This is a genomic window from Streptomyces xiaopingdaonensis (assembly GCF_000262345.1).
Taxonomy (GTDB): Bacteria; Actinomycetota; Actinomycetes; order Streptomycetales; family Streptomycetaceae; genus Streptomyces; species Streptomyces xiaopingdaonensis.
The window spans coordinates 55,755-81,285 of the sequence record NZ_AJTQ01000168.1; the positions used below are offsets into that span (position 1 = coordinate 55,755).

Here is a 25,531-nt window from a genome sequence, read left to right on the forward strand (position 1 = left end):
TCACCGCGCCCCCGTCCGATCAGGCGGTCGGCGGCTGCTCGGTGCGGGCTCCCCCGGTCGCCTCCCAGCCGGCGAGGGCGAGGGCACGGTACGCGGCGTACTCGGCGGCCGGGTCGGGGGCGCCCGCCCACGGGAGCGCGCCGACGTAGCCGTCGACGACCTGTACGGCGTCGATCGCCTCGCCGTACCGCTCGGCGCGCACGAGGAACCAGACGAGCAGGTGCAGGACGTGCGGGCGTACCGGGTGGTCCTCCGCCGCCTGGTCGACGGCGAACTCGGCGGCCTCGATGGCCCGTTCGATCTCGGCGCTCTGGTAGAGGCCGCGCACCATGTTCACGTCGGGCAGGTGGTCGTGGACGGCGAAGAGCGGCAGCGCGGGGAGGAGGCTGCCCTGCGTCGCGTGGCTCGCCGCCGTCTGCGCGAAGGCGTCGGCCTCCTCCTTGGAGCCGGCCCACTGCTGCGACCAGTACGGCAGCGCCGCGAGGTGGGCGCCCATGTGGTCGGGGGCGTGGCGGCGCACCGTCGCCCAGAGTGACTCGAAGTCGGCCTTGCGGTAGCCAAGATGGCGCGCGAGCACCAGCTCGGTGACGTACGGGGTCGGGTCGTCGGCCTGGAGCCGCTGCGCGTCCTTGCAGACGTTCCGCGCCTCCTCCAGGACGATCTGCCGGTCGGCCGAGTCGTCGGCGAGCGCCTGCCAGGTGAGGAACTGCGCGTACACCTGCGCCCCGCCCGGGTCGCGCGGCTCCTGCGCGCGCCAGGTACGCAGCCACGCCGCACCGCTCAACCCGCCCTCGGGCGGCGAGGCCGGCTCGCCCTTGGTGAACGACACCTTCGAGGGACCCGGGACGGAGTCCTCCAGCGGCGAAGCCTGCCCACGGCGCCCCTTGCGGCCGCCCTTGTCGTCCTGCGCCTCGCGCAACGCCTCCCGCTCACGGGCGAGTTCGACAGCCGCCGCGCCCGCGATCGACTGCACCCGCTGCCAGCGCAGCTCCCACTCGTCCCCCGTGAAGGCGAGGAGGCGACCCACCGGCCGCCAGTCCCCCGTGCGCTGCGTCTCGTCCAGCGCCTCGATCAGCTCGCGGTCCGGGCCCGGCAGGCGCACGTCGAGTTCGTGCTGCGGGGTCAGTCCGTACCCCGCCGTCGGGTCGGCAGCGCGCACGGCGGCCTGGCCGCCCTCGCGCGCGAGCCGTCTGCGGCGGACGGCGGGGGCGATCACCAGGCCGACGACGGCGGTCAGGACGATCAGCAGGAGGAGGGCTTCCATGGCGTCGGGTCTCCACGAGGTACGGGTCGGCAGGGGGCGCGGCGGCCGGGGTGCGCCTCACGGACAACGTCCGGGGCGGCGCTGGTGCTTCCTTGGAGGGCGGATTTCGGACATCTGTCGGCTCGCTCGTCTTGCGGTGTCAACACGGCCGGGTGCGATGACCTCGGCCGGTCCTGAGTACACCGTACGGCCCATTACGCTCGCTGCATGAGTGAGCAGCGCGACAGTCACAAGAGCTTCGAGACCCTCGCCATCCACGCGGGCCAGACGGCGGACCCCGCGACGGGCGCGGTCGTACCACCGATCTACCAGGTATCCACGTACAAGCAGGACGGAGTGGGCGGCCTCCGCGGCGGCTACGAGTACAGCCGCTCGGGGAACCCGACCAGAGGGGCGCTGGAGGAGAACCTCGCAGCGCTGGAGGGCGGCAGGCGCGGCCTGGCCTTCGCCTCCGGCATGGCGGCCGAGGACTGCCTGCTGCGTACCCTCCTCAAGCCGGGCGAGCACGTCGTGATCCCCGACGACGCCTACGGCGGCACCTTCCGCCTCTTCTCCAAGGTCGCCGAACGGTGGGGCGTCGAGTGGTCGGTGGCGCACACCAGCGACGCCGCCTCCGTGCGGGCCGCGGTCCGTGAGAACACCAAGGCGATCTGGGTCGAGACGCCGTCCAACCCGCTCCTCGGCATCACCGACATCGGCGCGCTCGCCGACGTGGCGCGCGAGAGCGGTGCGCGGCTCGTCGTCGACAACACCTTCGCCAGCCCCTACCTCCAGCAGCCCCTCGCACTCGGCGCCGACGTCGTCGTCCACTCGACGACCAAGTACATGGGCGGGCACTCGGACGTCGTCGGCGGCGCGCTCGTCGTGCGGGAGGAGGAGCTCGCCGAGCAACTCGCGTTCCACCAGAACGCGATGGGCGCCGTCGCGGGCCCCTTCGACGCGTGGCTCGTGCTGCGGGGCGTCAAGACACTCGCGGTGCGCATGGAGCGGCACTGCGCCAACGCCTCCCGCATCGCGCAGATGCTCACCGCGCACCCGCAGGTCACCGAGGTGTACTACCCGGGGCTGCCGAGCCACCCCGGACACGAGACGGCGGCGAAGCAGATGCGCGCCTTCGGCGGGATGGTCTCCTTCCGGGTGCGCGGCGGCGAGCAGGCGGCCGTGCGGGTCTGCGACCGCACCCGGCTCTTCACCCTGGGCGAGTCGCTCGGCGGCGTCGAGTCGCTGATCGAGCACCCGGGGCTGATGACGCACGCCTCGGCGGCGGGCTCCGCGCTGGAGGTGCCCGAGGACCTCGTCCGGCTCTCGGTCGGCATCGAGTCGGGCGACGACCTCCTCGCCGACCTGCAACAGGCCCTCGCCGACGGGTAGTCGGCAGGGGACGGCCCCCGCGCGGGGCCGTCCCGCCCGGCGTGACACGGACGCCTCGCCCCGCTGGCCCCGGGCGTGGAGCCGGCCTACGTTCGCCTCGTGAACGCTCTGGAGTTGGCGGCCGACGGTCTCAAGATCGACTGGACCAAGATGCCGACCTACAACACGGTCATGTCCGTCGCAGCCGGCGCCGGCCTGCTGCTCGTCGTCGCGCTCGGCTTCCGTCTGCTGACCGGTCGACGGGTCGTCGCCGAGAGCTGGGCGCTCGCCTTCGGTGCGCTCGGGTTCCTCCTCGTGGTGACGGGGCTGCACATGACGCTCACCTGGCCGCTCGCCGGGCAGGGGTTCCCGTTCGACAACATCGTCTTCGGCGAACCGGCGCTCGCCTTCGGCGTGCTGCTCTCCACCGCCGCGTTCTACCTGTGGAAGCGGGGCGGCACGCTCACCGAGGCCACGGGTGACGCGGGCACACGGACGGGCGCCGCCGTGCTCGCGGGGCCCGTCTCCGTGTTCGTCTTCGGCATGGGGCTCGCCTGCTTCGGCATCGCGGCGGCCGGCTGGAAGTACACGCTCTTCGCCGCGCCTCCCGAGGAGCCGATCTCGGGCGAGTTCGCCGACTACCCGGTGCTGGAGGCGAGCTTCATCTCGGGGCTCTACGTGCTCGTCGGGATCGGCGCCGTCCTCTTCCCCTTCGTGCTGCGCGGTGCACGCGCCGGGTGGCTCGCGAAGGTGACGGGCGCGGTGTGGACGGTCTCCGGTGCGCTCTTCCTCCTCTTCGGTGCGCTCAACTACTTCACGCACATCGGCCTCATCGTCAACACCATGTGAACAGGTGCGCGTTCGCGTCACCAGCCGACGGTCGGCGTCGTCTCCGGCGCCGCCGACCACGGCTGCGCGATCGAGAGCCACACCGCCGCACCGCAGGCGAGGAAGAGCAGCACGGCCCACACCAGGGCGAGCAGCGCCCTCCTGCGACGCAGCAGCCGCTCCCCCGCGACGGCCGCGCGCAGCGCGAGGTCCGGCGGCACCACCGGGTGGACGGACTGCCGCAGCAGCAGCCGCACCTCGGTCTCCTTGCGATCCGGCAGGCTCACGCCGCACCCCCGACGGGTTCGCGCGGCCGGCTCAGCGCCGCCGCCATCCCTCTCTCGCAGAGCGCGCGCACCCGCTCGGGCGGAAGTCCCAGCCCGGCGGCCGCCTGCTCCTCGGCGACTCCCTCGCCGTGACGGAGGACGACCACCAGACGCTCCTGCGGGGGCAGTCGGGAGAGGACGCCGCCCTCCGCCCGGCGGTGGCGCCGGCGCTGCCGGGCGAAGCGGGCCGCGAGCTCCTGCCGGGTGTGCTCGTACGGGTCGTCGCCGCGCAGCCGCGCCCAGTCGGCGTACGTCCGCGCCAGCGCGGAGACGAGGAGGCGCTCGGCCGCCGGGGCGCGCGCCGGCGGCTCGCCCGTGAGGAGCACGGCAGCGTGCAGCAGCCGCCGGCCGGCGCCCGCGACGAACGCGTCGAACTCGCGGGCGTGGCGCTGCGCTTGGCGTCTTCGTCCCCGGCTCACCGCGCCTCCCTGCGGCTATGGGACGGCAGGCGCGCTGATCAAATCAAGAGGTCGGAGCGCCCGGCGCGGTCGAGGGGCGGATGTCGGACAGCGCCGTGTTGAATTTGGTGAGCAACGAGCAGAACTCGGCCACCTCCTCCTCGCTCCACTCCCTGGTGAGGACGCCCATCAGGTCACGGCGCGAGTCGCGGACGTCGCGGAGGCGCTCCACACCCTCCTCGGAGAGCTTGAGCACCACGGCCCTGCCGTCCTCCGGGTCGGTCGCCCGGCTCACGAGGCCGGCCTCGACGAGCGGCGCGACCTGGCGGGTGACCGTCGAGGAGTCGATCCGCATCCCCGCGGCGAGCGCCTTGACCCCCATCGGACCCTCGCGGTGCAGACGGTTGAGGAGGAGGTAGGCGGCCCTGTCCATGGAGTTGCGCAGCGGGCCGAGTCCGCCGAGGCGCGTCTGTTCGGCACGTCGGGCGAAGACGGCCACCTGGTGCTGGAGGGTCACCAGCACCTCGGCCTGCTCGGCTGCGCTCTCGTCGGACTTCTCCGCTGCGGCGTCGGCGGTCCCGGGGTCGGCGTGGTCGTCGGTGAGGTGAGTCGTCATGTCCGAAGGAGTGGGCATGGCCGGGGTGCTCGCTTCTCTGAGATTTTCCTGTCAGGGACAGAATTTTGTATGACCGTGGTTGACGAACAGGGTACGCGGCTGGGCCATTCCGCGTACCTCCGCACTCGGAGCGGATCTCCCACGGGGTACCCGGGGACGGCCGGCCCTCTCAACTCGACTGCGAGACTGGGCTCATGGCCGCTGGCACCGCCGGGAGCGGAAGTGCTCCCTCAGTAACTCTGGACGACGTTCGACGCGCGCAGAAGACCCTGACCTCCGTCTCGCGCACCACAGCTTTGGAGGGGAGCCGCCACCTCAGCTCGCTCGTCGGCTCCCCCGTCCTCTTCAAGTGCGAGAACCTCCAGCGCACGGGCTCGTTCAAGCTCCGCGGCGCCTACGCGAGGATCGCGGGGCTCAGCGCCGGGGAGCGCTCCCGCGGCGTCGTCGCCGCGAGTGCGGGCAACCACGCGCAGGGCGTCGCCCTCGCCGCCTCGCTCCTCGGCGTCGCCTCGACCGTCTTCATGCCCGTCGGCGCCCCGCTCCCCAAGGTGGCCGCCACCCGCGAGTACGGCGCCCGGGTGCGCCTGCACGGCCAGGTCGTCGACGAGACGCTGCACGCCGCGCAGGTGTACGCGGAGGAGACGGGCGCCGTCTTCATCCACCCCTTCGACCACCCCGACGTCGTCGCGGGCCAGGGAACGGTCGGCCTGGAGATCGTCGAGCAGTGCCCGGAGGTGCGGACGATCGTCGTCGGCGTCGGCGGCGGCGGGCTCGCGGCCGGGATCGCCGTCGCGGCGAAGGCGGTTCGGCCCGGGGTGCGCGTCGTCGGCGTCCAGGCCGAGGGCGCCGCGGCCTACCCGCCCTCGCTCGCGGCCGGGCACCCGGTGGCGCTGGAGCAGGTCTCGACGATGGCCGACGGGATCAAGGTCGGCCGGCCCGGAGGCGTTCCCTTCGCGCTCGTCGAGGAGTACGTCGACGAGGTGCGCACCGTCTCGGAGAACGACCTCTCCAGTGCGCTGCTGCTCTGCCTGGAGCGGGCGAAGCTCGTGGTCGAGCCGGCCGGGGCTTCCCCGGTCGCCGCTCTCCTCCACGATCCGCGGGGGTTCGAGGGGCCGGTCGTCGCCGTGCTCTCGGGCGGCAACGTCGACCCGCTCGTCCTCCAGCGCACCCTGCGGCACGGCATGGCGGCGGCCGGGCGGTACCTTTCGCTGCGCCTGCGCCTCACCGACCGGCCCGGCGCGCTCGCGGCGCTGCTGCGGGAGCTCTCCGAAGTGGACGCCAACGTCCTCGACGTCGGCCACACCCGCACCGATCCGCGGCTCGGCCTCGACGAGGCCGAGGTCGAGGTGCACCTGGAGACGAAGGGCCCCGAGCACTGCGTCGACGTCGCCTCCTCGCTGCGGGCCGCCGGGTACCGGGTGGTGAGCTGAGCCGGGAGCCTTCCAACTCGCGACTGTCGCAACGCCGTTGACGCGATACATCGCGTCCTTCATAGTGGTCTCCGGCGACGGCCCCCGGCCGTACGCCGCCCTCGGCCGTGCCTCGGATCGGCCGATACGGGAGACGGGGGAGGGGGAACCATGCTCGCGACCGCGCGACCGCCGCCCCGTGCTGCCCGCCTCCCGGCGCACCCCGCGCCCTCCACTCCACCGCCCCCTTCCCACGGGAGTCCCTTATGCCAGGCGCGATTCACGCCGAGGGCCTCGTCAAGACCTTCGGTGACGTGACGGCACTCGACGGCGTCGATCTCGACGTCCCCCAGGGCACCGTCCTCGGCCTGCTCGGCCCGAACGGCGCCGGCAAGACCACCGCCGTCCGCATCCTCACCACCCTGCTCGCCCCGGACAGCGGCACGGCCTCCGTCGCAGGCGTCGACGTCCTCAAGGACCCGACGGAGGTCCGCCGGTCCATCGGCGTCTCCGGCCAGTTCGCCGCCGTCGACGAGTACCTCACCGGACGGGAGAACCTCGACATGGTCGGCAGGCTCTACCAGATGCCCGCGCGGCAGGCGAAGCGAAGAGCCGACGAACTCCTCGACCAGTTCGACCTCGCCGACGCCGCCGACCGCACCGCGAAGACCTACTCCGGCGGCATGCGGCGCCGCCTCGACCTCGCCGCCGCACTCGTCGTCCACCCGCCCGTGATGTTCATGGACGAGCCGACCACAGGGCTCGACCCGCGCAACAGGCAGGCGCTCTGGGAGGTGATCGAGGACCTCGTCGCCGGCGGCACCACGCTCCTCCTCACCACCCAGTACCTGGAGGAGGCCGACCACCTGGCGCACGCCGTCGCCGTCGTGGACCACGGCCGCGTCATCGCCAGGGGCACCTCGGACGAGCTCAAGGCACGCACCGGCGGCGAGCGCGTCGAGATGGTCGTCCACGCCCCGGCCGACCTCACGCGCGCCGCCGAACTCCTCGACCGCCACGCCCTGCACGGCCCGGGGCAGGGCTCCGTCACCGTCCAGCGGCAGACCCGCCGGCTGACTGTCCCGGTGAGCGGCGGCACCAAGCTCCTCGCCGAAGTGATCCGCGACCTGGAGGCGGCCGCCGTCGAGATCGACGACATCGGCCTGCGCCGCCCCACCCTCGACGACGTCTTCATCTCGCTCACCGGCCACGCCACGGCCGAGGGCGCACAGCCGGGCGGGGACACCCCGGGGGAGGAGCCCGAGTGACGGACACCGCACCGACATTCACCAGCACGGCGCCCCGCGGGAGCGGAGGGCTCGCCCAGTCGGCCCGGGACTCGCTCGTCGTCGCCAAGCGCAACCTGCTGGGGATGGTCCGCATCCCCGAGACGATCCTGTTCGCGCTCTTCCAGCCGATCATGTTCGTCGTGCTCTTCAGCTACGTCTTCGGCGGCTCCATCCAGATCCCCGGCGCCGGCCTCGACGCCGCCGCGTACCGCGAGTTCCTGATGGCGGGCATCTTCGCGCAGACCGTCACCTTCGCCACCGCCGGCTCCAGCGCGGGGCTCGCCGCCGACATGAGCAAGGGCCTCATCGACCGCTTCCGCTCGCTCCCCATGGCGCGTGGCGCGGTACTCACGGGGCGCACCCTCGCCGACGCGCTCCAGACGGCGCTCACCCTCGTCGTCCTGGCGATCGTCGCGCTGCTCGTCGGCTGGCGCGTGCACGCCGGCATCCCGAAGGCGCTCGCCGGCTTCGGATTGCTGCTGCTCCTCGGCTACGCCTTCACCTGGATCGGCGCCCTCATCGGGCTCTCCGTCCGCTCGCCCGAGGCGGCCACGTCCGGGGGCCTGGTCTGGCTCTTCCCGCTGACCTTCATCTCGGTCGCCTTCGTCCCCTCGCAGAACATGCCGGCGTTCCTCCAGCACATCGCCGAGTGGAACCCGTTCAGCGCCACCGTCGTCGCCGGGCGCGAGCTCTTCGGCAACCTGCCGCCGCACTACCCGACGCCCGACGCCTGGCCGATGCAGCACCCGGCACTGGCGTCGCTGATCTGGTCGGTGCTGATCATCGCCGTCTTCCGGACGCTCGCCGTGCGGAAGTACCGCAGAAGCGCCTGACGATCGGCGGACGGACACGGGAGAGGGGCGGGCCCCGGCGGAGCCCGCCCCTCTCCCGGTGGTGGCTCAGCCCGGGTAGGGCTTGGCCTTCAGGATGCGCACGGAGGCGAACTTGCCGTTGGGCAGCTCGTACTCCGCGTCCGTACCGACGGACTTGCCGTTCACGCCCTGGCCCAGCGGGGACTGCGGGGAGTACGTCTCGATCTCCGAGCTGGCGTACTCGCGGGAGGCGAGGAGGAAGGTGAGGGTGTCGTCCTCGTCGCCGTCGAAGGCGACGGTGACCACCATGCCGGGCTCGACGACACCGTCGTCCGCGGGAGCCTCGCCGACCTTGGCGTGCTCCAGCAGCTGCTGGAGCTGGCGCACGCGCAGCTCCTGCTTGCCCTGCTCTTCCTTGGCCGCGTGGTACCCGCCGTTCTCGCGGAGGTCCCCCTCTTCACGGGCCGCCTCGATCTTCTTGGAGATCTCGGTGCGTGCAGGACCCGACAGGTACTCCAGCTCCGCCTTGAGCTGGTTGTACGCCTCCTGGGTCAGCCAGGTGACGTTGTCGCTGGTCTGGGTCACAGGTGCTCCTCGTCGGTACTGGGTACAAAGCAACGCCCTACCCGGGCGTTGCTGCGTCCACGGGTGGGCGAAACCACGAGCTTAACAATCTGTGGGGAAAAGGGAAGAAGGACGAACAGTCAGGCAGGTTCCCCATACCGCTGCGAGACCGAGGTTTCCGGCGTACGGACGCCGGACCCCGCCGAGACCTTACCCCGGACCCGCCGACGCACACCGGGACCGCGCACCCGGCGCCGTCGAACCGGCCGGCGTGCGTCAGCGCACGCTGCATCCCACCAGCTCGGCGCTGGTCGCGCGCGCCGCGGTACGGACCGTCGCCACGGTGTCGACCCTCGAAGGACCCGCGTCGACGGGCACGTCCTTCCGCCCGACCTCGGCCCCGTCCTCGGAGCGGACGCGCACGGTGCAGACGCCCTCCGTCCCGGCGTCCTTGCGGACCTCCAGGTGCGCCTCGGTCGCCTCGTCGGAGACGACCTTGAACTTGATCAACTCTCCGCTGACGTCCTCGCCCGCGAGGTAGGAACCGCCGATCCAGACGATCAGCCCCACCATCGCGACGCCGAGCACGCCGCCGGTGATCTTCAACCGCCGGTCGGTCCGCGCCTCGCGTTCGACCCGGCCCTCGGCGGGTCGCCCGGCTCGCCCGTAGCGTCCCTCGGGGACGCGTTGACGCACGTCGGCCATGGTCGGTCCTCTCCCTGCGCGGCCCTCGCCGCACCACCGACGGAGGGCACCGATCGGCGGCGAATGCGGATAAACGGGGCTCGGGGAATACACAGCACCCGCTGTCGGTCACTATAGAAGTCGCCCGCGCACACCATCAGGCGGGGCCGTATGGAAAAACTGAGCCACTGGGGATCGAACCTTGACTGAGCAGCTGCGACTGATGGCAGTGCACGCACACCCGGACGACGAGTCGAGCAAGGGTGCGGCGACCATGGCCAAGTACGTCGACGAGGGCGTCGACGTCTTGGTCGCCACCTGCACCGGGGGAGAGCGCGGCTCCATCCTCAACCCCAAGCTGCAGGGTGACTCCTTCGTGGAGGAGCACATCCACGAGGTGCGCAAGAAGGAGATGGACGAGGCGCGCGAGATCCTCGGCGTCCAGCAGGCATGGCTCGGCTTCGTCGACTCGGGGCTCCCCGAGGGCGATCCGCTGCCGCCGCTGCCCGAGGGCTGCTTCGCGCTCCACGACCCGGCGGAGGCGGCGGCCCCGCTGGTCCGCCTCATCCGGCAGTTCCGCCCGCAGGTGATCACCACCTACGACGAGAACGGCGGGTACCCGCACCCCGACCACATCATGACGCACAAGATCTCGATGATCGCCTTCGAGGCGGCCGGCGACCCGGAGCAGTACCCGGAGGCCGGCCCGGCGTGGCAGCCGCAGAAGCTCTACTACAACCAGGGCTTCAACCGGCAGCGCACCGAGGCCCTCCACCACGCGCTGCTGAACCGCGGCATGGAGTCGCCGTACGGCGAGTGGCTGGAGCGCTGGGAGAAGATGCCGCACCGCCTGGAGCGGACGCTCACCACGCACGTCCCCTGCGCCGACTACTTCGAGATCCGGGACAAGGCGCTGATCGCGCACGCGACCCAGATCGACCCCGACGGCGGCTGGTTCCGCATCCCGATGGAGATCCAGCGGGAGGTCTGGCCGACGGAGGAGTACGAGCTCGCCAAGTCCCACGTCGAGACCACCCTCCCCGAGAGCGACCTCTTCGCCGGCATCCGGGAGAATTGAGCCCATGAGCGCGATGCAGACGGCACACTCGGCACCCCTCCAGCTCGCTTCCCTCGCCAAGGAGCTCGACGAGACCAAGGTCACGCCCGGGGTCCTCGGCTTCCTCGTCTTCGCCGTGATCGGCCTCGCGGTATGGCTGCTGATGAAGTCCATGACCACGCACATGAAGCGGGTCGACTTCGAGGAGCAGCCGGCCGGTTCGGCGCCGTCCCCGGGGGCACCCGGAGGGAGCGCCGCCGCCCGGCGCAGGACCCCGGAGGCGTCCCCGAAGACCGACACCTGACGTCATCACCAGACGCAACCCAGACCAGGAGCTCGACATGCTGTTCGGAACCACACCCCGCCTCCCCGAGCCCGACGAGGCACTGAAGGGCCGCCCGGAGCCCGCGTTCACGGTCCCCGAGCGGCACACCGTCCTCGGCACCCCGCTCCGGGGTCCCTACCCCGAGGGGTCCGAGGTCGCCGACTTCGCCATGGGCTGCTTCTGGGGGGCCGAGCGCGTCTTCTGGCAGACGGAGGGCGTGTACACGACCCTCGTCGGCTACCAGGGCGGCTACTCCCCCAACCCGACGTACGAGGAGGTCTGCTCGGGGCTGACGGGGCACACCGAGGCGGTCCGCGTCGTCTACGACCCGGCCGTCGTCTCCTACGGCGAGCTGCTGAAGCTCTTCTGGGAGTCGCACGACCCGACGCAGGGCTTCCGTCAGGGCAACGACCGCGGGACGCAGTACCGTTCGGCGATCCACACCCACTCGGCCGGCCAGCAGCAGGCCGCCGAGGCGTCCCGCGAGGCGTACCAGTCCGTCCTCGACAAGGCCGGGCTCGGCACCATCACCACCGAGATCCTGCCGGCCGAGGACCGTCCCTTCTACTTCGCCGAGGGGTATCACCAGCAGTACTTGGACAAGAACCCCGCCGGCTACTGCGGCATCGGCGGTACGGGCGTGAGCTGCCCCGTGGGGATCGCCTCGGCCGGCTGAAGGCCGCCGGCGCCCGCTTCCGACCCCGCCCACGGCGGGTGCGTCGGGGGTGGGCGCCTTCGTGTGCGGGGCCGCGCCCGCCGAGGCCGGTGGCGGGCGCGTGGTGGGACAGCGCACGGCTCAGGGCCGGCGCGGGCAAGGAGAGGTGAAGAGCGATGGCGTCGCGGTCGGAGACGTTCTGGGTGCCCGTCGAGGTGCGGGGGTACGAGACCGACACGCAGGGGCACCTCAACCAGAGCGTCTACCTCCAGTACGCGGAGCACGCGCGCTGGTCGCTGCTGCGGGCCGCGGGGATCGGGCAACGCGAACTCGTGGCCGGCGGGTTGGGGCCCGTGGTTCTGGAAACGACTCTCAAGTACCGCCACGAGCTGGTGGCGGGCGACCGCACGGAGGTGAGCTGCGCCTTCGTCTGGACGGGTCGGAAGGTCTTCGAGCTGGAGCAGTGCGTGCGCAAGGCGGACGGGACGGTGGCGACCGAAGTCACCGCCAAGGGCGGGCTCTTGGACCTGGAGCGGCGCCGGCTCGTCGACGACCCGGAGGGGGCGTTGCGGAGGCTCGCCACGCGCCCCGGGGTCCTCGGCGTGGAGGAGTAGCGCGCGGGCGTACGCGCCCTCAGCGAACGCCCGGGAGAGCGAAGGGGCGGACGACGAGGACCGTCTCGTCGTCCGCCCCTTCGGGCTCCGGGCCGCCGCGTCAGACGGCGCTGCCGGCCTTCCACTCCGACCAGTCCATGTTCCAGCCGTTGAGGCCGTTGTCCGGCTGGACGGTGCGGTCGGGAGAGTTCTTCATGACGACGACGTCGCCGATCATGGAGTTCTCGTAGAACCAGGCACCGTCGGTCGAGCTGTTGTTCGCGCCTCGCGAGTCCTTGAGGCCGACGCAGCCGTGGCTGGTGTTGCCCGAACCGAACGGGGCGCCCCAGTAGTTGCCGTGGATGAAGGTGCCGGAGGTCGAGAGGCGCATGGCGTGCGGGACGTCGGCGATGTCGTAGCCCTCCTCGCCGTCGCGGCCGAAGCCGACCGTCTGGCCGTCCATCCGCGTCTCCTTGTGCTTCTCGGAGATCACCATCTCCCCGTTGTAGGTGGGGTTCTTGCTGCTGCCGGCGGAGATCGGGATGTCCTTGATCGTCTTGCCGTCCCTGACGACCTTCATCCGGTGGCTCTTGGCGTCGACGGTGCTCACCTGCGAGCGGCCGATGGTGAAGGTCGCCGTGGTGTCCTGGACGCCGGTGAGGCCCTTGGCGCCCTGGACGCCGTCGAGGTCCATGTCGAGGGTGACCTTCGAGTTGGGCTTCCAGTACTCCTCGGGGCGGAAGTCGAGGCGGTCGCTGCCGAACCAGTGGCCGACGACCTCCTGGCCGCTGGTGGAGCTCACCTCGATCGCCGACTGGACCGCCTTCTTCTGCGTGATCTGCTTGTCGAAGGTGATCGAGACGGGCATGCCGACGCCGACCGTCGCGCCGTCCTCGCCCGCGTAGGTGCCGATGAAGCTGTCGTCGGGCGAGACCGTGGTGAACGTCGAGTTCTCGACGGCCTTGCGGCCCTCACCGTCCTTGGCGGTCGCCGTGATCTCGTACTTGGTTGCGCGCTCCAACTGCTCCTTGGGCTTCCAGGACTTGCCGCCCCCCGAGATCTCCCCCTCGACGGTGCTGCCGCTCTGCACCGCCTTCATCGTGACCCGGACGAGTTCGCCCTTGCTCACCTTGACGTCTCCGCCGGTGTTGATGCTGGCGCTGTCGGACCCGTCCTTGGCCGAGATCTTTATTCGTGCCTCGGAGGCGTTCTTCCCGCCCTTGCTGTCGTCGTTCCCGGACATCTCCGACTTCCCGCCGGAATCGTCGTCACCGCCGAACAGACCGCACCCGCTCAACGTCAACGTACCGCCGAGCAGCACGGCCACGGCCGCGAGACCCTTGCGGTACTTCCCCACCGTCGTCACTGACCTCTCCCGTGTGTCCGAAGACCTTGGAACCCGAAAGGCTGCGCACGCCCCGACGCCGACGAAACGGACATCCGCAGCACACCTCTACACATCGAAACGCAAGCGGCGTATGACCGGTTCCACTTCTTCCGAAACTGTGCAGTAGGACACTACTCACACGGGGAACTCGCCCATGCCGTCGAAGCGATCGAAACGGACATGCAGGCAACTCCCGTACATATACGGGCACTACGGCGTCGAGCGGACTCCGCCCTCAACCACGGTAGTCGGCGGTGGTCCCGCCGGCCCCGCCTCTGTCGACGGTCTGGTTCACGCCGTGGTCCGAACCCGGCGCGCGGGCGCCGTCAGGGGTGGCGTCGGCGGAGGGAACGAACCACAGCGCGAGGAGCAGCCCCCCGGAGACCGCGGCGGTGAGCAGCGGACGACGGTGGGTCTGCAGGGTCGAGGGTCCGACTCCGGGCACGAAGAGCACCTTCCGAGTTGCGAGGGAACCGCCGCGAGCGCGACGAACGAGCTTTCCGCGCACTGATGTTACTTACTCGCTCCGCATGAGGGGAACCCGCGATTCCGCCCGTTCGTCCTGTGTCCGCGGTGAGTTGACGGAGCATCACGGACCGGGCGTACTCCGACACGAACTACGTACCGGCCGGGATGATCATCGAGAAGACCACCGGCCGCTCCTGGGTGCGACAAGTGCACGACCGCATCCTGCGCCCGCTCGGAATGCGCCGTACGCACACCCCGGGCACCTGGCCGCTGCCGCCGCGTCCGCACACGGCCGACCACCAGCAGTTCGCCGAGGACGGCCCGCTGGCCGACACCACGTTCGCCCACCGTCCCTTCTCGACTCCCCTGTCCTGCGGCGGCAGTCACCTCGGGCACGGTGGGAGCGGCATCGGCTCGCGCGTCCTGTGCCGCACCGGGTGAGTCCGACGGCCCGCGTCCGCGGTGCTTCGGGACACGGCACGAGCCCTCAGGCGAGCTCCCCCACCTCCCCCTCCGCCGCGGCCACGAGTGCGCCGGTGCGTACGAAACGCTCCGCACCCTCCAAGTCCGGTGCGAGGAAGCGGTCTTCGCCCGGGCCCGGCACGCCCGACTCGCGCAGGGCGCGGAGGACGGCGCGGGAAGCGGGGGCCGGGGAGGAGCCCGTCGTCTCGGTGCGGAGTTCGAGGGCTCGGGTCGCGGCGTAGAGCTCGACGGCGAGGACGCGGGCGAGCGTGTCGACGGCGGTGCGCAGCTTGCGGGCCGCGGACCAGCCCATCGAGACGTGGTCCTCCTGCATCGCGGAGGACGGCACGGAGTCGACGGAGGCGGGCACCGCGAGCCGCTTCAGCTCGGAGACCATCGCGGCCTGCGTGTACTGCGCGATCATCAGGCCCGAGTCGACGCCGGCGTCGCGCGCGAGGAACGGCGGCAGCCCGTGCGAGCGGTTCTTGTCGAGGAGCCGGTCGGTGCGGCGCTCGGCGATCGACGCCAGGTCGGCCGCGGGCACGGCGAGGAAGTCGAGCACGTAGGCGACGGGGGCGCCGTGGAAGTTGCCGTTGGACTCCACGCGGCCGTCGTCGAGGACGACCGGGTTGTCCACGGCGGCGGCGAGTTCCCGCTCGGCGACGAGTACCGCGTGCGCCAGCGTGTCCCGAGCGGCCCCTGCGACCTGGGGCGCGCACCGCACCGAGTACGCGTCCTGGACGCGGGGGGCGTCGTGGTGGTGCTGCCCCGTGAGGCTCGAACCCTGGAGGATCTTCCGCATGTTGGCCGCGCTCGCGGCCTGTCCCGGGTGCGGGCGCAGGGCGTGCAACTCGGGGGCGAGGACGCGGTCGGTGCCGAGCAGCGCCTCCAGGGAGAGGGCCGCCGCGATGTCGGCCGAGGTGAGGAGGCGGGCGAGGTCGTCGCAGGCCATGAGGAGCATGCCGAGCATCCCGTCGGTGCCGTTGAGCAGCGCGAGACCCTCCTTCTCGCGCAACTCCACCGGCGCGATGCCGTTTTCGGCGAGGAGTTCGGCGGCCGGGCGCACCGTGCCCGTGGCGTCCTCCGCTTCGCCCTCGCCCATCAGCACCAGGGCGCAGTGCGAGAGGGGCGCGAGGTCCCCGGAGCAGCCGAGCGAGCCGTACTCGTGGACGACGGGCGTGATCCCGGCGTTGAGCAGCTCGGCCATCCGCTCCGCGATCTCGGGGCGTACGCCGGTGTGCCCGGAGGCGAGTGTCTTGAGCCGGAGGAACATCAGCGCACGGACGACCTCGCGTTCGACGCGCGGGCCCATCCCGGCCGCGTGCGAGCGGACGATGTTCCGCTGGAGGCGGGTGCGGAGCCCCTCGCCCCCTTCCGCGTCGTCGCCGGGGATGTGCCGGACGGCGAGCGCCCCGAAGCCGGTCGAGACCCCGTAGACGGGTTCGGGCTTCGCCGCGAGTTCGTCGACGAAGCCGCGCGCCCTCCGCAGTGCGGCGAGCGCCTCGGACGAGAGCGCGACCTCGGCCCCTTCCCTGGCGACGGCGACGACCTGCCGCGGGGTGGTCCCCGAGGCGCCCAACTCCACGCTGTGCATACTCATATTCAGCAACAGTAGAGAGTGAATCGGTGCGCTGTCACGACCGGGCGGCCACCGGTCATCTCCCCCGGAACCTCCGCCGCTCGGTGCCGTGCGGGGGCGGCGCGTCGGCGAGGCGGACGACGGGGTCGACGGTGCCGCCGTCCCGGCCGGCGACGACCGGGCCCCGGGCGCGCGCCGCCTTGGCCCGGTACTGCGCGGCGTCGGCGAGGAGGAAGAGCCGGCGGGGCGTGCGTACCGGGCCGATCGGGTCGCCGGTGGAGGCGAGACCGCAGGCGACGCCGTCGCCGAGCGCCGACTCCCCCGCGCGGCGGCAGAGTTCGCCGGCGGCGGTCGCGGCCTCGTCGGCCGAAGGACCGGCGGCCAGGAGGCAGAACTCGTCGCCGCCGAGGCGCCCGGCGAGCGCGGAGGGGAGGAGCGCGGCGCACTCGGCGAGGAGCCCGGCGAAGCGCTCGAGGAGGCGGTCGCCCGCCTGGTGGCCGTAGGCGTCGTTGACGCGCTTGAGGCCGTTGATGTCGCAGACGGCGAAGCTGACGACGGTGCCGTCCGCGGCGTGCAGGCGGAGCGCCGCGTCGAGGCGGTCGTCGACGGCGCGGCGGTTGGCGAGTCCGGTGAGCGGATCGGCGTAGGCGAGACGGCGGAGTTCGGCGACGTACGCCGACTGCGCGAGTCCGGCGGCGGCGACCGCGGCGAGCGCGGTGGCGCCGCGGATCTCCTCCGCGGTGAACGGCGGGCCGCCCGGGGCGCGTTCGACCTCCGCCTCTCCGTATACGCGCCCGGCGTGCACCAGGGGCGCGGTGAGCGACGGGGCACCCGCGTCGGCCGTCCGCGCGCGGTGGCCGCCGGGGGCGGTGGCCGCGGCCGCGAAGCCCGGCGCCGAGCGTGGCGCTGCGGCGGCGTCGCCGTCGGTCGCCAGCGGGCTGAGGGTCTCCTCCCGTGCGTCCCAGGCCCGGACGGCCGCCGCCGTGCCGCCGAGCGCCGCGCGCAGCCGTGCGGCCGCGGTGCGGGCGGTCTCCTGTACGGCGGGGTCGGTGGGGCCGCCCGGTCCCGCGCAAGGGTGCGCGGGGTCGGCGTGCGGGCTCGCGGACTGCGCGGCCGCGAGGGCCTGCACGAGCCCGACGACAGCCGGCAGCCGCACACCCTGTCCCATACGCCCAAGGTTATGAGGATTGTCCCGATACCGCCGCGCGGGCACGTACCGTGGAGACGCATGCGAGCACGGGCGGCCCACGGCTCACTCGCCCGGCCACTCCGGCTTGCGCTTCTCGTTGAAGGCCGCGACGCCCTCGGCGCGGTCGCCGGAGAACGCCACCGTGCGCCACTCCGCGTCCTCCACGTCGAGCCCCTCGTGGAGCTCCCTCCCCCACCCGCTGCGCAGGGCGCGCTTCGCGGCGCGGAGCGCGACGGGCGAGTGGGCCGCGATCCGCCCGGCGAGCGCGAGCGCCTCGGCGCGCTCGTCCCCCTCCACGAGCCGGTCGACGAGCCCCATCCCGAGCGCCTCCTCCGCGCCCACCCGCCGCGCCGTGAAGACGAGTTCGGCGGCGCGCGCGGCACCCACACGCCGCGGCAGCAGCTGCGTGCCCCCGCCGCCCGGGATCACGCCGACCGACACCTCGGGCAGCGCGAGCTCGGCGCGCGGCCCGGCGAGGATCAGGTCACAGGAGAGGGCGAGTTCGGCCCCGCCGCCGAGCGCGTAACCGCCGACGGCCGCGACCGAGGGCACGGGGAGGTCGAGGACGCCGGTGTAGGCGGCCCGCGCGTACGGGCGCTGGTTGGCGAGCTGTTCGTCCGTGAAGCTGTTCCGCTCCTTCAGGTCGGCTCCGACGCAGAAGGCGCGGTCGCTCGTGGAGGTGAGGACGGCCGCACGGACGGAGCGGTCCTCGGCGAGCGCGGCACACGCCTCGCTGACACCGAAGGCGAACTCGGTGGAGACCGCGTTCATCGCCCCCGGCCGGTCCATCACGATTTCGGCGACGTGCGTACGCGCGTCCCTGCGCAGCAGGATCCACTCGCCGAACCGCTCTTCGCTGACGCTGTCGTTGGGGTTCACCATGGGGTCACCCTACGCACCCGACCGAACGTTCGGGTCGCGTCCCTCCGTCAACGCCTCCGCAGCAGCCACGGTTCGACGACGCCGAACCCGCGCACCGGACGCTGGTAGAGCGGCTGGAGAGCGAAGCGGAACCGGCCCTCGCCGAGCCCCTCGCTCTCCTTCTCCGACTCGGGCGCTTCCCCCGCGGAGATCAACTCGGCCCGCAGCGCCCCGTCGACGAGCACGCCGTCCTTCGGCGCTATCGAGGTGAGCCGGCTCGCAAGATTGACGGTGCTGCCGAAGACGTCGCCCATCCGTGTGGTCATCGTGCCGAAGGCGATGCCGACGCGGAGCTCGGGCATGGTCTCGTCGTTGGCCATCGTCTCGATGAGCCGTACGCCGATCTCGGCGGCGGTGGCGGCCTCCTCCGCGACGTAGAGGATCTCGTCCCCCAGCGCCTTGATCAGACGGCCCCCGTGGGCGGCGACGAGGTCGGCCGCCATCGTCTCGAAGGCCTCGACGAGCTCCCCGACCTCCTCGTCCTCCAGCCGCCTGCTGAGCCTGGTGAAGCCGGCGAGGTCGGCGAAGCCGATCGCCTGGCGGCGGTCGACCGTCTCCTCGTCGTCCTTCGCCTGCACCACCCGCCCCGTGGCGGCGGCGAGTTGGCGGCGCCAGACGTAGACGAGGAACTCCTCAAGCTCCGGGAGGAGGAGCTGGACGAGCGGGTAGGTGACCTCGTTGCGGGTCATCCCCGGCTCGGGGGGCTCGGTGAGGCCCATGAGGAACGAGTCGATCTGCCAGTCGGCCAGCCGCGAGGTGGTCTGCCCCGTGGAGCGCGCCACCTGCATCGCCATCGTCTCGCTCAGCAGGCCCGCCTCGACGAGCCCCGAGAGCCGCCGCAGCGCGAGGACGTCGGCCTCGGTGAGCGCGCGCGCCTGCCCGACGTCGGCGAATCCCATGGCGCGCCAGAAGCGGGAGGCGAGCTCCATCGAGACGCCTGCGGCCCGGGCCGCCTGGAACGCCGTGTACTGGCGCTCGGACCCGAGGATCAGCTCCTCGATCCGCAGCGCGCTCGGGTCCTCCTCGCCCGACCTGCCCGGCGCGGGGTCCGGCCCCTGCGGCTCGTCTCCCTCGGCCGGCTCGCCGCTCTCTCCCCGGGGGCCCTCGGAGGCTGGGGCTCCTTCCGGGGTGCGTGGTTCGTCCACGGTCACTGCCCGCCTCTTGCCAGCTCCGCTGTTCCGCCGCGCACTGCCCTTCCGTCCTTCGGGATGCCTCCGCCGGCTGCCCAGAATACGGCAGCTGTGCCCTGGCTCACGCTCCCCCGGCGGGCCGCAGGTGCACGATGTCGCCCGCGGCCACCGGGTGCTGCACCCCCTCGCCCGTCGCGATCACCAGCCGCCCCTGTCCGTCGAGGGCTACCGCCTCGCCCAACAACGCGCGGTCGCCGGGGAGTTCGGCCCTCACGTGGCGTCCGAGCGTCGCGCATCCGGCCGCGTACGCCTCCTGGAGGTCGCTCTCCCCGGCGGAGCCGTCGACCGCCGTCCACCGCCCGTACCAGTCCTCCAAAGAGCGCAGTACGGCGCGGAGCAGCGGGTCGCGGTCGGTGCCCTGCGCCCCGGCGAGTTGCAGCGAGCCGGCGGTGGGCACGGGCAACTCGGCTTCGCGGAGCGTGACGTTGATGCCGATGCCCAGCACCAGCGCCCCTTCGCGCGGCCGTCCTTGCGGCCCTTCGCCGACGCGTTCGGCGAGGATGCCGACGCACTTCCGCTCGTCGCCTCCGACCGTGACGAGGATGTCGTTCGGCCACTTCAACGCCGTGTCGACGCCGGCGGTACGGGAGAGCGCGCCCGCCGTCGCGACTCCGGCGAGCAGCGGCAGCCACCCCAGGCGCTCGGCCGGGACCTCGGGCGCGAGCAGGACGGAGAAGAAGAGACCCGACCGCGGCGGCGCCGACCAGCCGCGGTCGAGCCGTCCTCGCCCGGCGGTCTGCTCCTCGGCGACGAGCACCGTGCCGGGCTGCGCGGCGCCGCGGCGGGCGCGGTCGGCGAGCTCGGAGTTGGTGGAGCCGACGGAGCCGACCACCTCCAGGTGCGTGTAGAGGCTGTCGGAGCCGAGCAGGGCGCGGCGGAGCGCGGTCGCGTTGAGCGGCGGTCGCTCCAGGTCGGACCAGCGGCTGCGCGGAGGGTTCTCGTCGGACATGGGACGAGCCTAGGGGCCGCGTCCGCGGTGCGGGCACGGAGGCACCGGCCGGAAGCGGAGCGCGGAGAGCCGCGGCGTACGGTGGCGACAATCCCCCGCATGTCGGCCGGAAACCCTCGGCGTCCCCCGCGCGAGTGTGGCCAACGCCGCACCCACGGCGTCCTCGTACGCCGATAACCTACGTTCCGGTAGCCACCCGATGACGAGTAGGAGCCTCCCGCAGATGTCCGAGCAGCCAGGTTCCGTCCCCTCAGAGCAGGAGCGGCACACCACAGCGGGCCGAATCGCGGACTTCGAGCGCCGCACGTCCGAGGCGACGCACGCCGGCTCCCAGCGGGCGATCGAGAAGCAGCACGCCAAGGGGAAGTTGACCGCGCGCGAGCGGATCGAGCTGCTGCTCGACGAGGGCTCGTTCACCGAGCTCGACGAGTTCGCACGCCACCGCTCCACCAACTTCGGCCTGGAGCAGAACCGTCCGTACGGCGACGGCGTGGTGACCGGGTACGGCACCGTCGACGGCCGCCCCGTCTGCGTCTTCTCGCAGGACTTCACGATCTTCGGCGGAGCGCTGGGCGAGGTCTACGGCGAGAAGATCGTCAAGGTGATGGACTTCGCGCTGAAGACGGGCTGCCCCGTGATCGGCATCAACGACGGCGGCGGGGCGCGCATCCAGGAGGGCGTCGCAGCGCTCGGGCTCTTCGCCGAGATCTTCCGCCGCAACACCCACGCGTCGGGCGTCATCCCCCAGATCAGCATCGTCCTCGGACCGTGCGCCGGCGGGGCCGTCTACTCCCCGGCGATCACCGACTTCACGGTGATGGTCGACAAGACCTCCCACATGTTCATCACGGGCCCCGACGTCATCAAGACGGTCACGGGCGAGGACGTCGGCTTCGAGGAGCTCGGCGGCGCCCGCACCCACAACACCACCTCGGGCGTCGCGCACCACATGGCCGGCGACGAGAAGGACGCCATCGAGTACGTCAAGGGGCTCCTCTCCTACCTGCCGGGCAACAACCTCTCCGAGCCGCCCGTCTTCCCCGAGGAGGCGGACCTCGCGACGTCCGACGAGGACCGCGAGCTGGACACGCTCGTCCCGGACTCGGCGAACCAGCCGTACGACATGCACAGCGCCATCGAACACGTCCTGGACGACGGCGAGTTCCTGGAGACGCAGGCACTCTTCGCGCCGAACATCATCACCGGGTTCGGACGGGTCGAGGGCCACTCGGTGGGCATCGTCGCCAACCAGCCGATGCAGTTCGCCGGGTGTCTCAACATCGACGCGAGCGAGAAGGCGGCCCGCTTCGTGCGCACCTGCGACGCCTTCAACGTGCCCGTGCTCACCTTCGTCGACGTCCCCGGCTTCCTGCCCGGCACCGACCAGGAGTACGACGGCATCATCCGCCGCGGCGCCAAGCTCATCTACGCCTACGCGGAGGCGACGGTGCCGCTGATCACCGTCATCACGCGGAAGGCGTTCGGCGGCGCGTACGACGTCATGGGCTCCAAGCACCTCGGCGCCGACCTCAACTTCGCCTGGCCGACGGCCCAGATCGCCGTGATGGGCGCCCAGGGCGCCGTCAACATCCTGCACCGCAAGCGCCTCGCGGGCACCGAGTCCCCCGAGGAGCTGGAGCAGCTGCGCACGGAGCTCACGCAGGAGTACGAGGACGCCCTGCTCAACCCGTACATCGCGGCCGAACGCGGCTACGTGGACGCGGTCGTCCGTCCGGCCGAGACGCGTCGGCACATCACGAGGGGGCTGCGTACCCTGCGCTCCAAGCGGGAACAGCTTCCCCCGAAGAAGCACGGCAACATCCCGCTCTGACAAGGACGTTGTCCCCCGTGGCGGCAGCCCGCCGCCCGTCACGCGCCGCTTCCGAAGGGGCTGGAATGCCTGAGATCCCGCCGCCGCAGGCCAACCACCACGACCAGCAGCCGCACGGTGAGCGCCCCGAACTGCCCGCCGAGCAGCCGCAGATCCGCGTGCTGAAGGGCAATCCGACGCCGGAGGAACTCGCCGCCGCGCTCGCCGTCGTACGCGCGCGGGCGGTCGGCGCCGCCGAGGAGGCGGCGCCGGGGGAGCAGCCGGTGAGCGAGTGGTCGAACCCCGCCCGCCTCGTTCCTCGGCGCCTTCCGCAGCCGGGCCCCGGGGCCTGGCGCTCGACCTACTGGCCGGGCTGAGCCGCACACGCACGATCGGGCGGTGCCGCCTGAGTACGGGTACTCAGGCGGCACCGCCCGTCGCCCGCGCATCCTCGAGGGCATGCTCTGGTCCGACCCCGACCGCACGGAGCGGCAGCGCCCCGCCGAGGTGCGCGAAGCGGAGGCGAAGCTCCGCCGACTCGGCTGGCTGCTGCCGGTCGCCGCGGTCCTGGCGATCGTCCTCCACGTGACGGCCTCCCGCTGACCGCGCACGGGCCGGCAGCCGCACGCTGCATACGATGCCGCCATGACCTCAGCTCCCACCACAGACACCGACGTTCCGGACCTCGCCCCGCGCCGCCGGGTCGTCCTCGCCTCCGCCTCCCCCGCGCGGCTCGGGCTCCTGCGACAGGCGGGGCTCGTGCCCGAGGTGGTGGTGAGCGGGGTCGACGAGGACGCCCTCCACGCCGAAAACCCGGGCGAGTTGGCGCTGGTGCTCGCGGAGGCGAAAGCCGCGGCGGTCGCCGCACGCGAGGCGGCCGCCGGCGCCCTCGTCGTCGGCTGCGACTCCGTGCTCGACCTCGACGGGCGCGCGCTGGGCAAGCCCTCGGGCCCCGAGGACGCCGCCGCCCGCTGGCGCGCGATGCGCGGACGTACGGGCGTCCTGCGGACGGGCCACTGCGTGGTCGACACCCTCACCGGCGGCCGCGTCTCCGAAACGGCCTCCACCGCGGTGCACTTCGGCGAGCCGACCGACGCGGAGATCTCCGCCTACGTCGCCACGGGCGAGCCGCTCCACGTGGCGGGCGCGTTCACGCTCGACGGCCGCTCGGCCCCGTTCGTCGAGCGGATCGAGGGCGACCACGGCAACGTCATCGGCCTCTCGCTGCCACTGCTCCGGCGGCTCTTCGCGCGTCTCGACGTCTCGATCACCGACCTGTGGGCGGACGCCGGCTGATCCCGGCCGCCGGCGGGGTTCGCCGGGTCAGGCCGCGCCGGGCGCGGGCGGCGCGGAGGGGCCCTGCTCCCCCGCGCCGTCTCCGGACCGCTCCGGCGTCCCCGCCCCCGCGGGCTTCGCCGGGTACCAGGTGAGCGCCCAGACGATCAGCGCGAGCACCACCATCATCACGGCGAACGCCTGCCACCCGACGAGCCCGACGGAGAAGGCGCCCAGCAGCCCGTGCACCACGGCGGAGCTGATCAGGACGATCCGCCAGAACCCGCGCGGCGGCCGGTCGGTGACGGCGGCGCGCAGCAGGACGGCGGCGTTGACGAGGAGGTAGAGGCCGAAGACGCCGCCGGCGATCCAGGCGGAGAGGGTCGTCGCCCTGGGGTCGATCCCGGCGAGCGACATCTCCTGCCGGTCGACGACCATCCCGAGGAAGAGGTTGAGGAGGACGAAGACGACCGCCTCGAAGGCCAGCACCACTCCACCGACGACCGCCACAGCACGCCTACGCGCCACCTGGCCCACCTGCTTCCCCTGTTCCCGTTCGGCTCGCTCCTCTTCCGCAGGCCTGCGCCGGGCACCTGTCGCGTGGAGCAGGTCAAGCGGGCCCGCGGGCACGGGAGTTGCGCGGTGCTACCGGTTCGTACGCCCGTGCACGTTCCGTTCGGCACCGGGCACGCTACTCACGGGTACACGTGCGCACAAGAGGAGGGCAGCAGGCGGGCTGGAGGCAAAGATTCCCCAGTGAGTTCATAGGGTTCCAACAAAAGAGGGCTACCCCCTCCTTCGTCCTCCGACAGAGAGCTACACCACATGGCGAAGGACGTCCTCAGCTCGGTACACCCGGCGTACCGTGGGACGATGAGGAACGACGGGGCAGGGGGAGGTCGGGAGCCGAAGGCTTCTGTGCGCAAGCTCACCCCCTTCGGCGACTCGGCCTTCGGTGTCGCCAGTACCTAAACTCAGCCCGTTGTCTTGTTTGCGGCGTAGCGCCGAGTAGGGAGAGATCGTGCGCAAGGTGCTCATCGCCAATCGCGGCGAAATCGCTGTCCGCGTCGCCCGTGCCTGCCGGGACGCGGGTATTGCGAGCGTTGCCGTCTATGCCGACCCGGATCGGGACGCGCTCCATGTGCGCACGGCCGACGAGGCGTTCGCGCTCGGCGGCGACACCCCGGCGGCGAGCTACCTCGACATCGCCAAGGTCCTCAAGGCCGCCGCCGACTCGAACGCGGACGCCATCCACCCCGGGTACGGATTCCTGTCGGAGAACTCCGAGTTCGCGCAGGCCGTGCTCGACGCCGGGCTCACCTGGATCGGGCCGCCCCCCGGCGCGATCCGCGAACTGGGGGACAAGGTCTCGGCCCGGCACCTCGCCGAGCGCGCGGGCGCCCCGCTGGTGGCCGGCACCAAGGACCCGGTCTCCGGCGCCGACGAGGTCGTCGCCTTCGCCGAGGAGCACGGCCTGCCGATCGCCATCAAGGCGGCGTTCGGCGGCGGCGGGCGCGGCCTGAAGGTCGCCCGGACCCTCGAGGAGGTGCCGGAGCTCTACGACTCGGCCGTGCGCGAGGCGGTCGCCGCCTTCGGCCGCGGCGAGTGCTTCGTCGAGCGCTACCTCGACCGCCCGCGGCACGTCGAGACGCAGTGCCTTGCCGACCGGCACGGCAACGTCGTCGTCGTCTCCACGCGGGACTGCTCCCTTCAGCGCCGCCACCAGAAGCTCGTGGAGGAGGCGCCCGCGCCGTACCTCACCGACGAGCAGAACGCCGAGCTGTACCGCGCCTCCAAGGCGATCCTCCAGGAGGCCGGCTACGTCGGCGCCGGCACCTGCGAATTCCTCGTCGGGCAGGACGGCACCATCTCCTTCCTCGAGGTCAACACCCGCCTCCAGGTGGAGCACCCGGTCTCCGAGGAGGTCACGGGGATCGACCTCGTCCGTGAGATGTTCCGCGTCGCCGACGGCGAGGAGCTCGGCTACGACGACCCGGTCCACCGCGGCCACTCCTTCGAGTTCCGCATCAACGGCGAGGACCCGGGCCGCAACTTCCTCCCCGCGCCCGGCACCGTCACCACCTTCGACGCACCCGCCGGTCCCGGCGTGCGGCTCGACGCGGGGGGCGAG

The 25,531-nt window shown here is 72.3% G+C and carries 29 protein-coding genes; 15 read left to right on the top strand and 14 right to left on the bottom strand.

Annotated elements, in window-relative coordinates; genetic code table 11:
* Positions 1 to 19: 19 nt before the first annotated feature.
* Positions 20 to 1,264: a hypothetical protein gene (locus UWG_RS0113645; protein ID WP_016907775.1), complete on the bottom strand. Its 1,245-nt coding sequence runs from the start codon at positions 1,262 to 1,264 to the stop codon at positions 20 to 22.
* Between the two features lie 207 nt (positions 1,265 to 1,471).
* Between UWG_RS0113645 and UWG_RS0113650 the strand changes: the two genes are divergently transcribed.
* The gene (locus tag UWG_RS0113650; RefSeq protein ID WP_016907776.1) at positions 1,472 to 2,635 is read left to right on the top strand and encodes a cystathionine gamma-synthase; all 1,164 of its coding nucleotides are present in this window, start codon (positions 1,472 to 1,474) and stop codon (positions 2,633 to 2,635) included.
* 150 nt (positions 2,636 to 2,785) lie between these two features.
* Positions 2,786 to 3,463 (top strand): DUF981 family protein, encoded by a 678-nt coding sequence (locus tag UWG_RS0113655; RefSeq protein ID WP_050988571.1) that lies wholly within the window; start codon positions 2,786 to 2,788, stop codon positions 3,461 to 3,463.
* A 17-nt stretch (positions 3,464 to 3,480) separates the two neighbouring features.
* On the opposite strand, the gene UWG_RS33380 is transcribed toward UWG_RS0113655, so the two are convergent.
* Genes UWG_RS33380 through UWG_RS0113670 form a run of 3 tightly spaced genes read right to left on the bottom strand, consistent with a single transcriptional unit; the run spans position 3,481 to position 4,800 of the window.
* The gene (locus tag UWG_RS33380; protein WP_016907778.1) at positions 3,481 to 3,729 is read right to left on the bottom strand and encodes a hypothetical protein; all 249 of its coding nucleotides are present in this window, start codon (positions 3,727 to 3,729) and stop codon (positions 3,481 to 3,483) included.
* Positions 3,726 to 4,187, bottom strand: coding sequence for a sigma factor-like helix-turn-helix DNA-binding protein (locus UWG_RS0113665; protein ID WP_016907779.1), 462 nt, complete (start codon positions 4,185 to 4,187; stop codon positions 3,726 to 3,728). The genes UWG_RS33380 and UWG_RS0113665 overlap by 4 nt, the downstream gene beginning before the upstream one ends.
* 43 nt (positions 4,188 to 4,230) lie before the next feature.
* Positions 4,231 to 4,800, bottom strand: coding sequence for a MarR family winged helix-turn-helix transcriptional regulator (locus UWG_RS0113670; protein ID WP_420235629.1), 570 nt, complete (start codon positions 4,798 to 4,800; stop codon positions 4,231 to 4,233).
* A gap of 176 nt (positions 4,801 to 4,976) precedes the next feature.
* On the opposite strand from UWG_RS0113670, the gene ilvA reads away from it, so the two are divergent.
* From ilvA to UWG_RS0113685, 3 genes are all read left to right on the top strand, one after another.
* Positions 4,977 to 6,212, top strand: coding sequence for a threonine ammonia-lyase (ilvA, locus tag UWG_RS0113675; protein ID WP_029391431.1), 1,236 nt, complete (start codon positions 4,977 to 4,979; stop codon positions 6,210 to 6,212).
* Positions 6,213 to 6,457: 245 nt separating this feature from the next.
* Entirely contained in the window at positions 6,458 to 7,459 is a 1,002-nt protein-coding gene (locus UWG_RS30045; RefSeq protein ID WP_016907782.1) for a daunorubicin resistance protein DrrA family ABC transporter ATP-binding protein, read from the top strand.
* Entirely contained in the window at positions 7,456 to 8,313 is an 858-nt protein-coding gene (locus UWG_RS0113685) for an ABC transporter permease (RefSeq protein WP_016907783.1), read from the top strand. The genes UWG_RS30045 and UWG_RS0113685 overlap by 4 nt, the downstream gene beginning before the upstream one ends.
* 66 nt (positions 8,314 to 8,379) lie before the next feature.
* Here the strand turns inward: UWG_RS0113685 and greA are convergent, their stop codons facing one another.
* Positions 8,380 to 8,877 carry a transcription elongation factor GreA gene (gene greA / locus UWG_RS0113690; RefSeq protein WP_016907784.1) on the bottom strand — a complete coding sequence of 166 codons (498 nt, stop codon included), beginning with the start codon at positions 8,875 to 8,877 and terminating at the stop codon, positions 8,380 to 8,382.
* A gap of 255 nt (positions 8,878 to 9,132) precedes the next feature.
* Positions 9,133 to 9,561, bottom strand: a complete 429-nt coding sequence (locus UWG_RS0113695) for a DUF4307 domain-containing protein (protein ID WP_016907785.1) — start codon at positions 9,559 to 9,561, stop codon at positions 9,133 to 9,135.
* 181 nt (positions 9,562 to 9,742) lie between these two features.
* On the opposite strand from UWG_RS0113695, the gene mca reads away from it, so the two are divergent.
* From mca to UWG_RS0113715, 4 genes are all read left to right on the top strand, one after another.
* Positions 9,743 to 10,618: a mycothiol conjugate amidase Mca gene (gene mca / locus UWG_RS0113700; protein ID WP_029391432.1), complete on the top strand. Its 876-nt coding sequence runs from the start codon at positions 9,743 to 9,745 to the stop codon at positions 10,616 to 10,618.
* 4 nt (positions 10,619 to 10,622) lie between these two features.
* Positions 10,623 to 10,901, top strand: a complete 279-nt coding sequence (locus UWG_RS0113705; RefSeq protein WP_016907787.1) for an RAMP4 family protein — start codon at positions 10,623 to 10,625, stop codon at positions 10,899 to 10,901.
* A 37-nt stretch (positions 10,902 to 10,938) separates the two neighbouring features.
* Complete coding sequence (gene msrA / locus UWG_RS0113710) at positions 10,939 to 11,598, top strand: peptide-methionine (S)-S-oxide reductase MsrA (protein ID WP_016907788.1); 660 nt, start codon at positions 10,939 to 10,941, stop codon at positions 11,596 to 11,598.
* Positions 11,599 to 11,753: 155 nt separating this feature from the next.
* A complete protein-coding gene (locus UWG_RS0113715) occupies positions 11,754 to 12,191 on the top strand; it encodes an acyl-CoA thioesterase (RefSeq protein WP_016907789.1) in 438 nt (145 codons plus the stop codon).
* Between the two features lie 100 nt (positions 12,192 to 12,291).
* Here UWG_RS0113715 and UWG_RS0113720 read toward each other — a convergent pair whose 3' ends face one another.
* Entirely contained in the window at positions 12,292 to 13,536 is a 1,245-nt protein-coding gene (locus UWG_RS0113720) for a L,D-transpeptidase (protein ID WP_016907790.1), read from the bottom strand.
* Between the two features lie 256 nt (positions 13,537 to 13,792).
* A complete protein-coding gene (locus tag UWG_RS0113725; RefSeq protein WP_237720081.1) occupies positions 13,793 to 14,002 on the bottom strand; it encodes a hypothetical protein in 210 nt (69 codons plus the stop codon).
* A 143-nt stretch (positions 14,003 to 14,145) separates the two neighbouring features.
* Here UWG_RS0113725 and UWG_RS33970 point away from each other — a divergent pair, with 143 nt between their 5' ends.
* The gene (locus tag UWG_RS33970) at positions 14,146 to 14,466 is read left to right on the top strand and encodes a serine hydrolase domain-containing protein (protein WP_337459927.1); all 321 of its coding nucleotides are present in this window, start codon (positions 14,146 to 14,148) and stop codon (positions 14,464 to 14,466) included.
* 46 nt (positions 14,467 to 14,512) lie between these two features.
* On the opposite strand, the gene hutH is transcribed toward UWG_RS33970, so the two are convergent.
* From hutH to UWG_RS0113755, 5 genes are all read right to left on the bottom strand, one after another.
* On the bottom strand, positions 14,513 to 16,087 hold the full coding sequence (hutH, locus tag UWG_RS0113735) for a histidine ammonia-lyase (protein ID WP_033196122.1): 1,575 nt from the start codon (positions 16,085 to 16,087) through the stop codon (positions 14,513 to 14,515).
* A 55-nt stretch (positions 16,088 to 16,142) separates the two neighbouring features.
* On the bottom strand, positions 16,143 to 17,234 hold the full coding sequence (locus UWG_RS0113740) for a GGDEF domain-containing protein (protein ID WP_016907794.1): 1,092 nt from the start codon (positions 17,232 to 17,234) through the stop codon (positions 16,143 to 16,145).
* 84 nt (positions 17,235 to 17,318) lie between these two features.
* Entirely contained in the window at positions 17,319 to 18,137 is an 819-nt protein-coding gene (locus UWG_RS0113745) for an enoyl-CoA hydratase/isomerase family protein (protein ID WP_016907795.1), read from the bottom strand.
* A 47-nt stretch (positions 18,138 to 18,184) separates the two neighbouring features.
* Positions 18,185 to 19,327 (bottom strand): adenylate/guanylate cyclase domain-containing protein, encoded by a 1,143-nt coding sequence (locus UWG_RS0113750; RefSeq protein ID WP_016907796.1) that lies wholly within the window; start codon positions 19,325 to 19,327, stop codon positions 18,185 to 18,187.
* 100 nt (positions 19,328 to 19,427) lie between these two features.
* On the bottom strand, positions 19,428 to 20,315 hold the full coding sequence (locus UWG_RS0113755; protein WP_016907797.1) for a biotin--[acetyl-CoA-carboxylase] ligase: 888 nt from the start codon (positions 20,313 to 20,315) through the stop codon (positions 19,428 to 19,430).
* 223 nt (positions 20,316 to 20,538) lie between these two features.
* On the opposite strand from UWG_RS0113755, the gene UWG_RS0113760 reads away from it, so the two are divergent.
* The 4 genes from UWG_RS0113760 (at position 20,539) to UWG_RS0113775 (ending at position 23,421) form a co-directional block, all read left to right on the top strand.
* On the top strand, positions 20,539 to 22,146 hold the full coding sequence (locus tag UWG_RS0113760) for an acyl-CoA carboxylase subunit beta (protein ID WP_016907798.1): 1,608 nt from the start codon (positions 20,539 to 20,541) through the stop codon (positions 22,144 to 22,146).
* Between the two features lie 152 nt (positions 22,147 to 22,298).
* The gene (locus UWG_RS0113765) at positions 22,299 to 22,502 is read left to right on the top strand and encodes an acyl-CoA carboxylase subunit epsilon (protein ID WP_033196131.1); all 204 of its coding nucleotides are present in this window, start codon (positions 22,299 to 22,301) and stop codon (positions 22,500 to 22,502) included.
* An 82-nt stretch (positions 22,503 to 22,584) separates the two neighbouring features.
* On the top strand, positions 22,585 to 22,728 hold the full coding sequence (mmpB, locus tag UWG_RS30050) for a morphogenic membrane protein MmpB (RefSeq protein ID WP_193386447.1): 144 nt from the start codon (positions 22,585 to 22,587) through the stop codon (positions 22,726 to 22,728).
* 42 nt (positions 22,729 to 22,770) lie between these two features.
* Positions 22,771 to 23,421, top strand: coding sequence for a Maf family protein (locus UWG_RS0113775; protein ID WP_016907801.1), 651 nt, complete (start codon positions 22,771 to 22,773; stop codon positions 23,419 to 23,421).
* Between the two features lie 27 nt (positions 23,422 to 23,448).
* On the opposite strand, the gene UWG_RS0113780 is transcribed toward UWG_RS0113775, so the two are convergent.
* On the bottom strand, positions 23,449 to 23,910 hold the full coding sequence (locus tag UWG_RS0113780) for a hypothetical protein (RefSeq protein WP_029391434.1): 462 nt from the start codon (positions 23,908 to 23,910) through the stop codon (positions 23,449 to 23,451).
* 511 nt (positions 23,911 to 24,421) lie between these two features.
* Here UWG_RS0113780 and UWG_RS0113785 point away from each other — a divergent pair.
* Positions 24,422 to 25,531 (top strand): acetyl-CoA carboxylase biotin carboxylase subunit (locus UWG_RS0113785; RefSeq protein WP_016907804.1); only part of this gene is annotated, 1,110 nt, incomplete at its 3' end.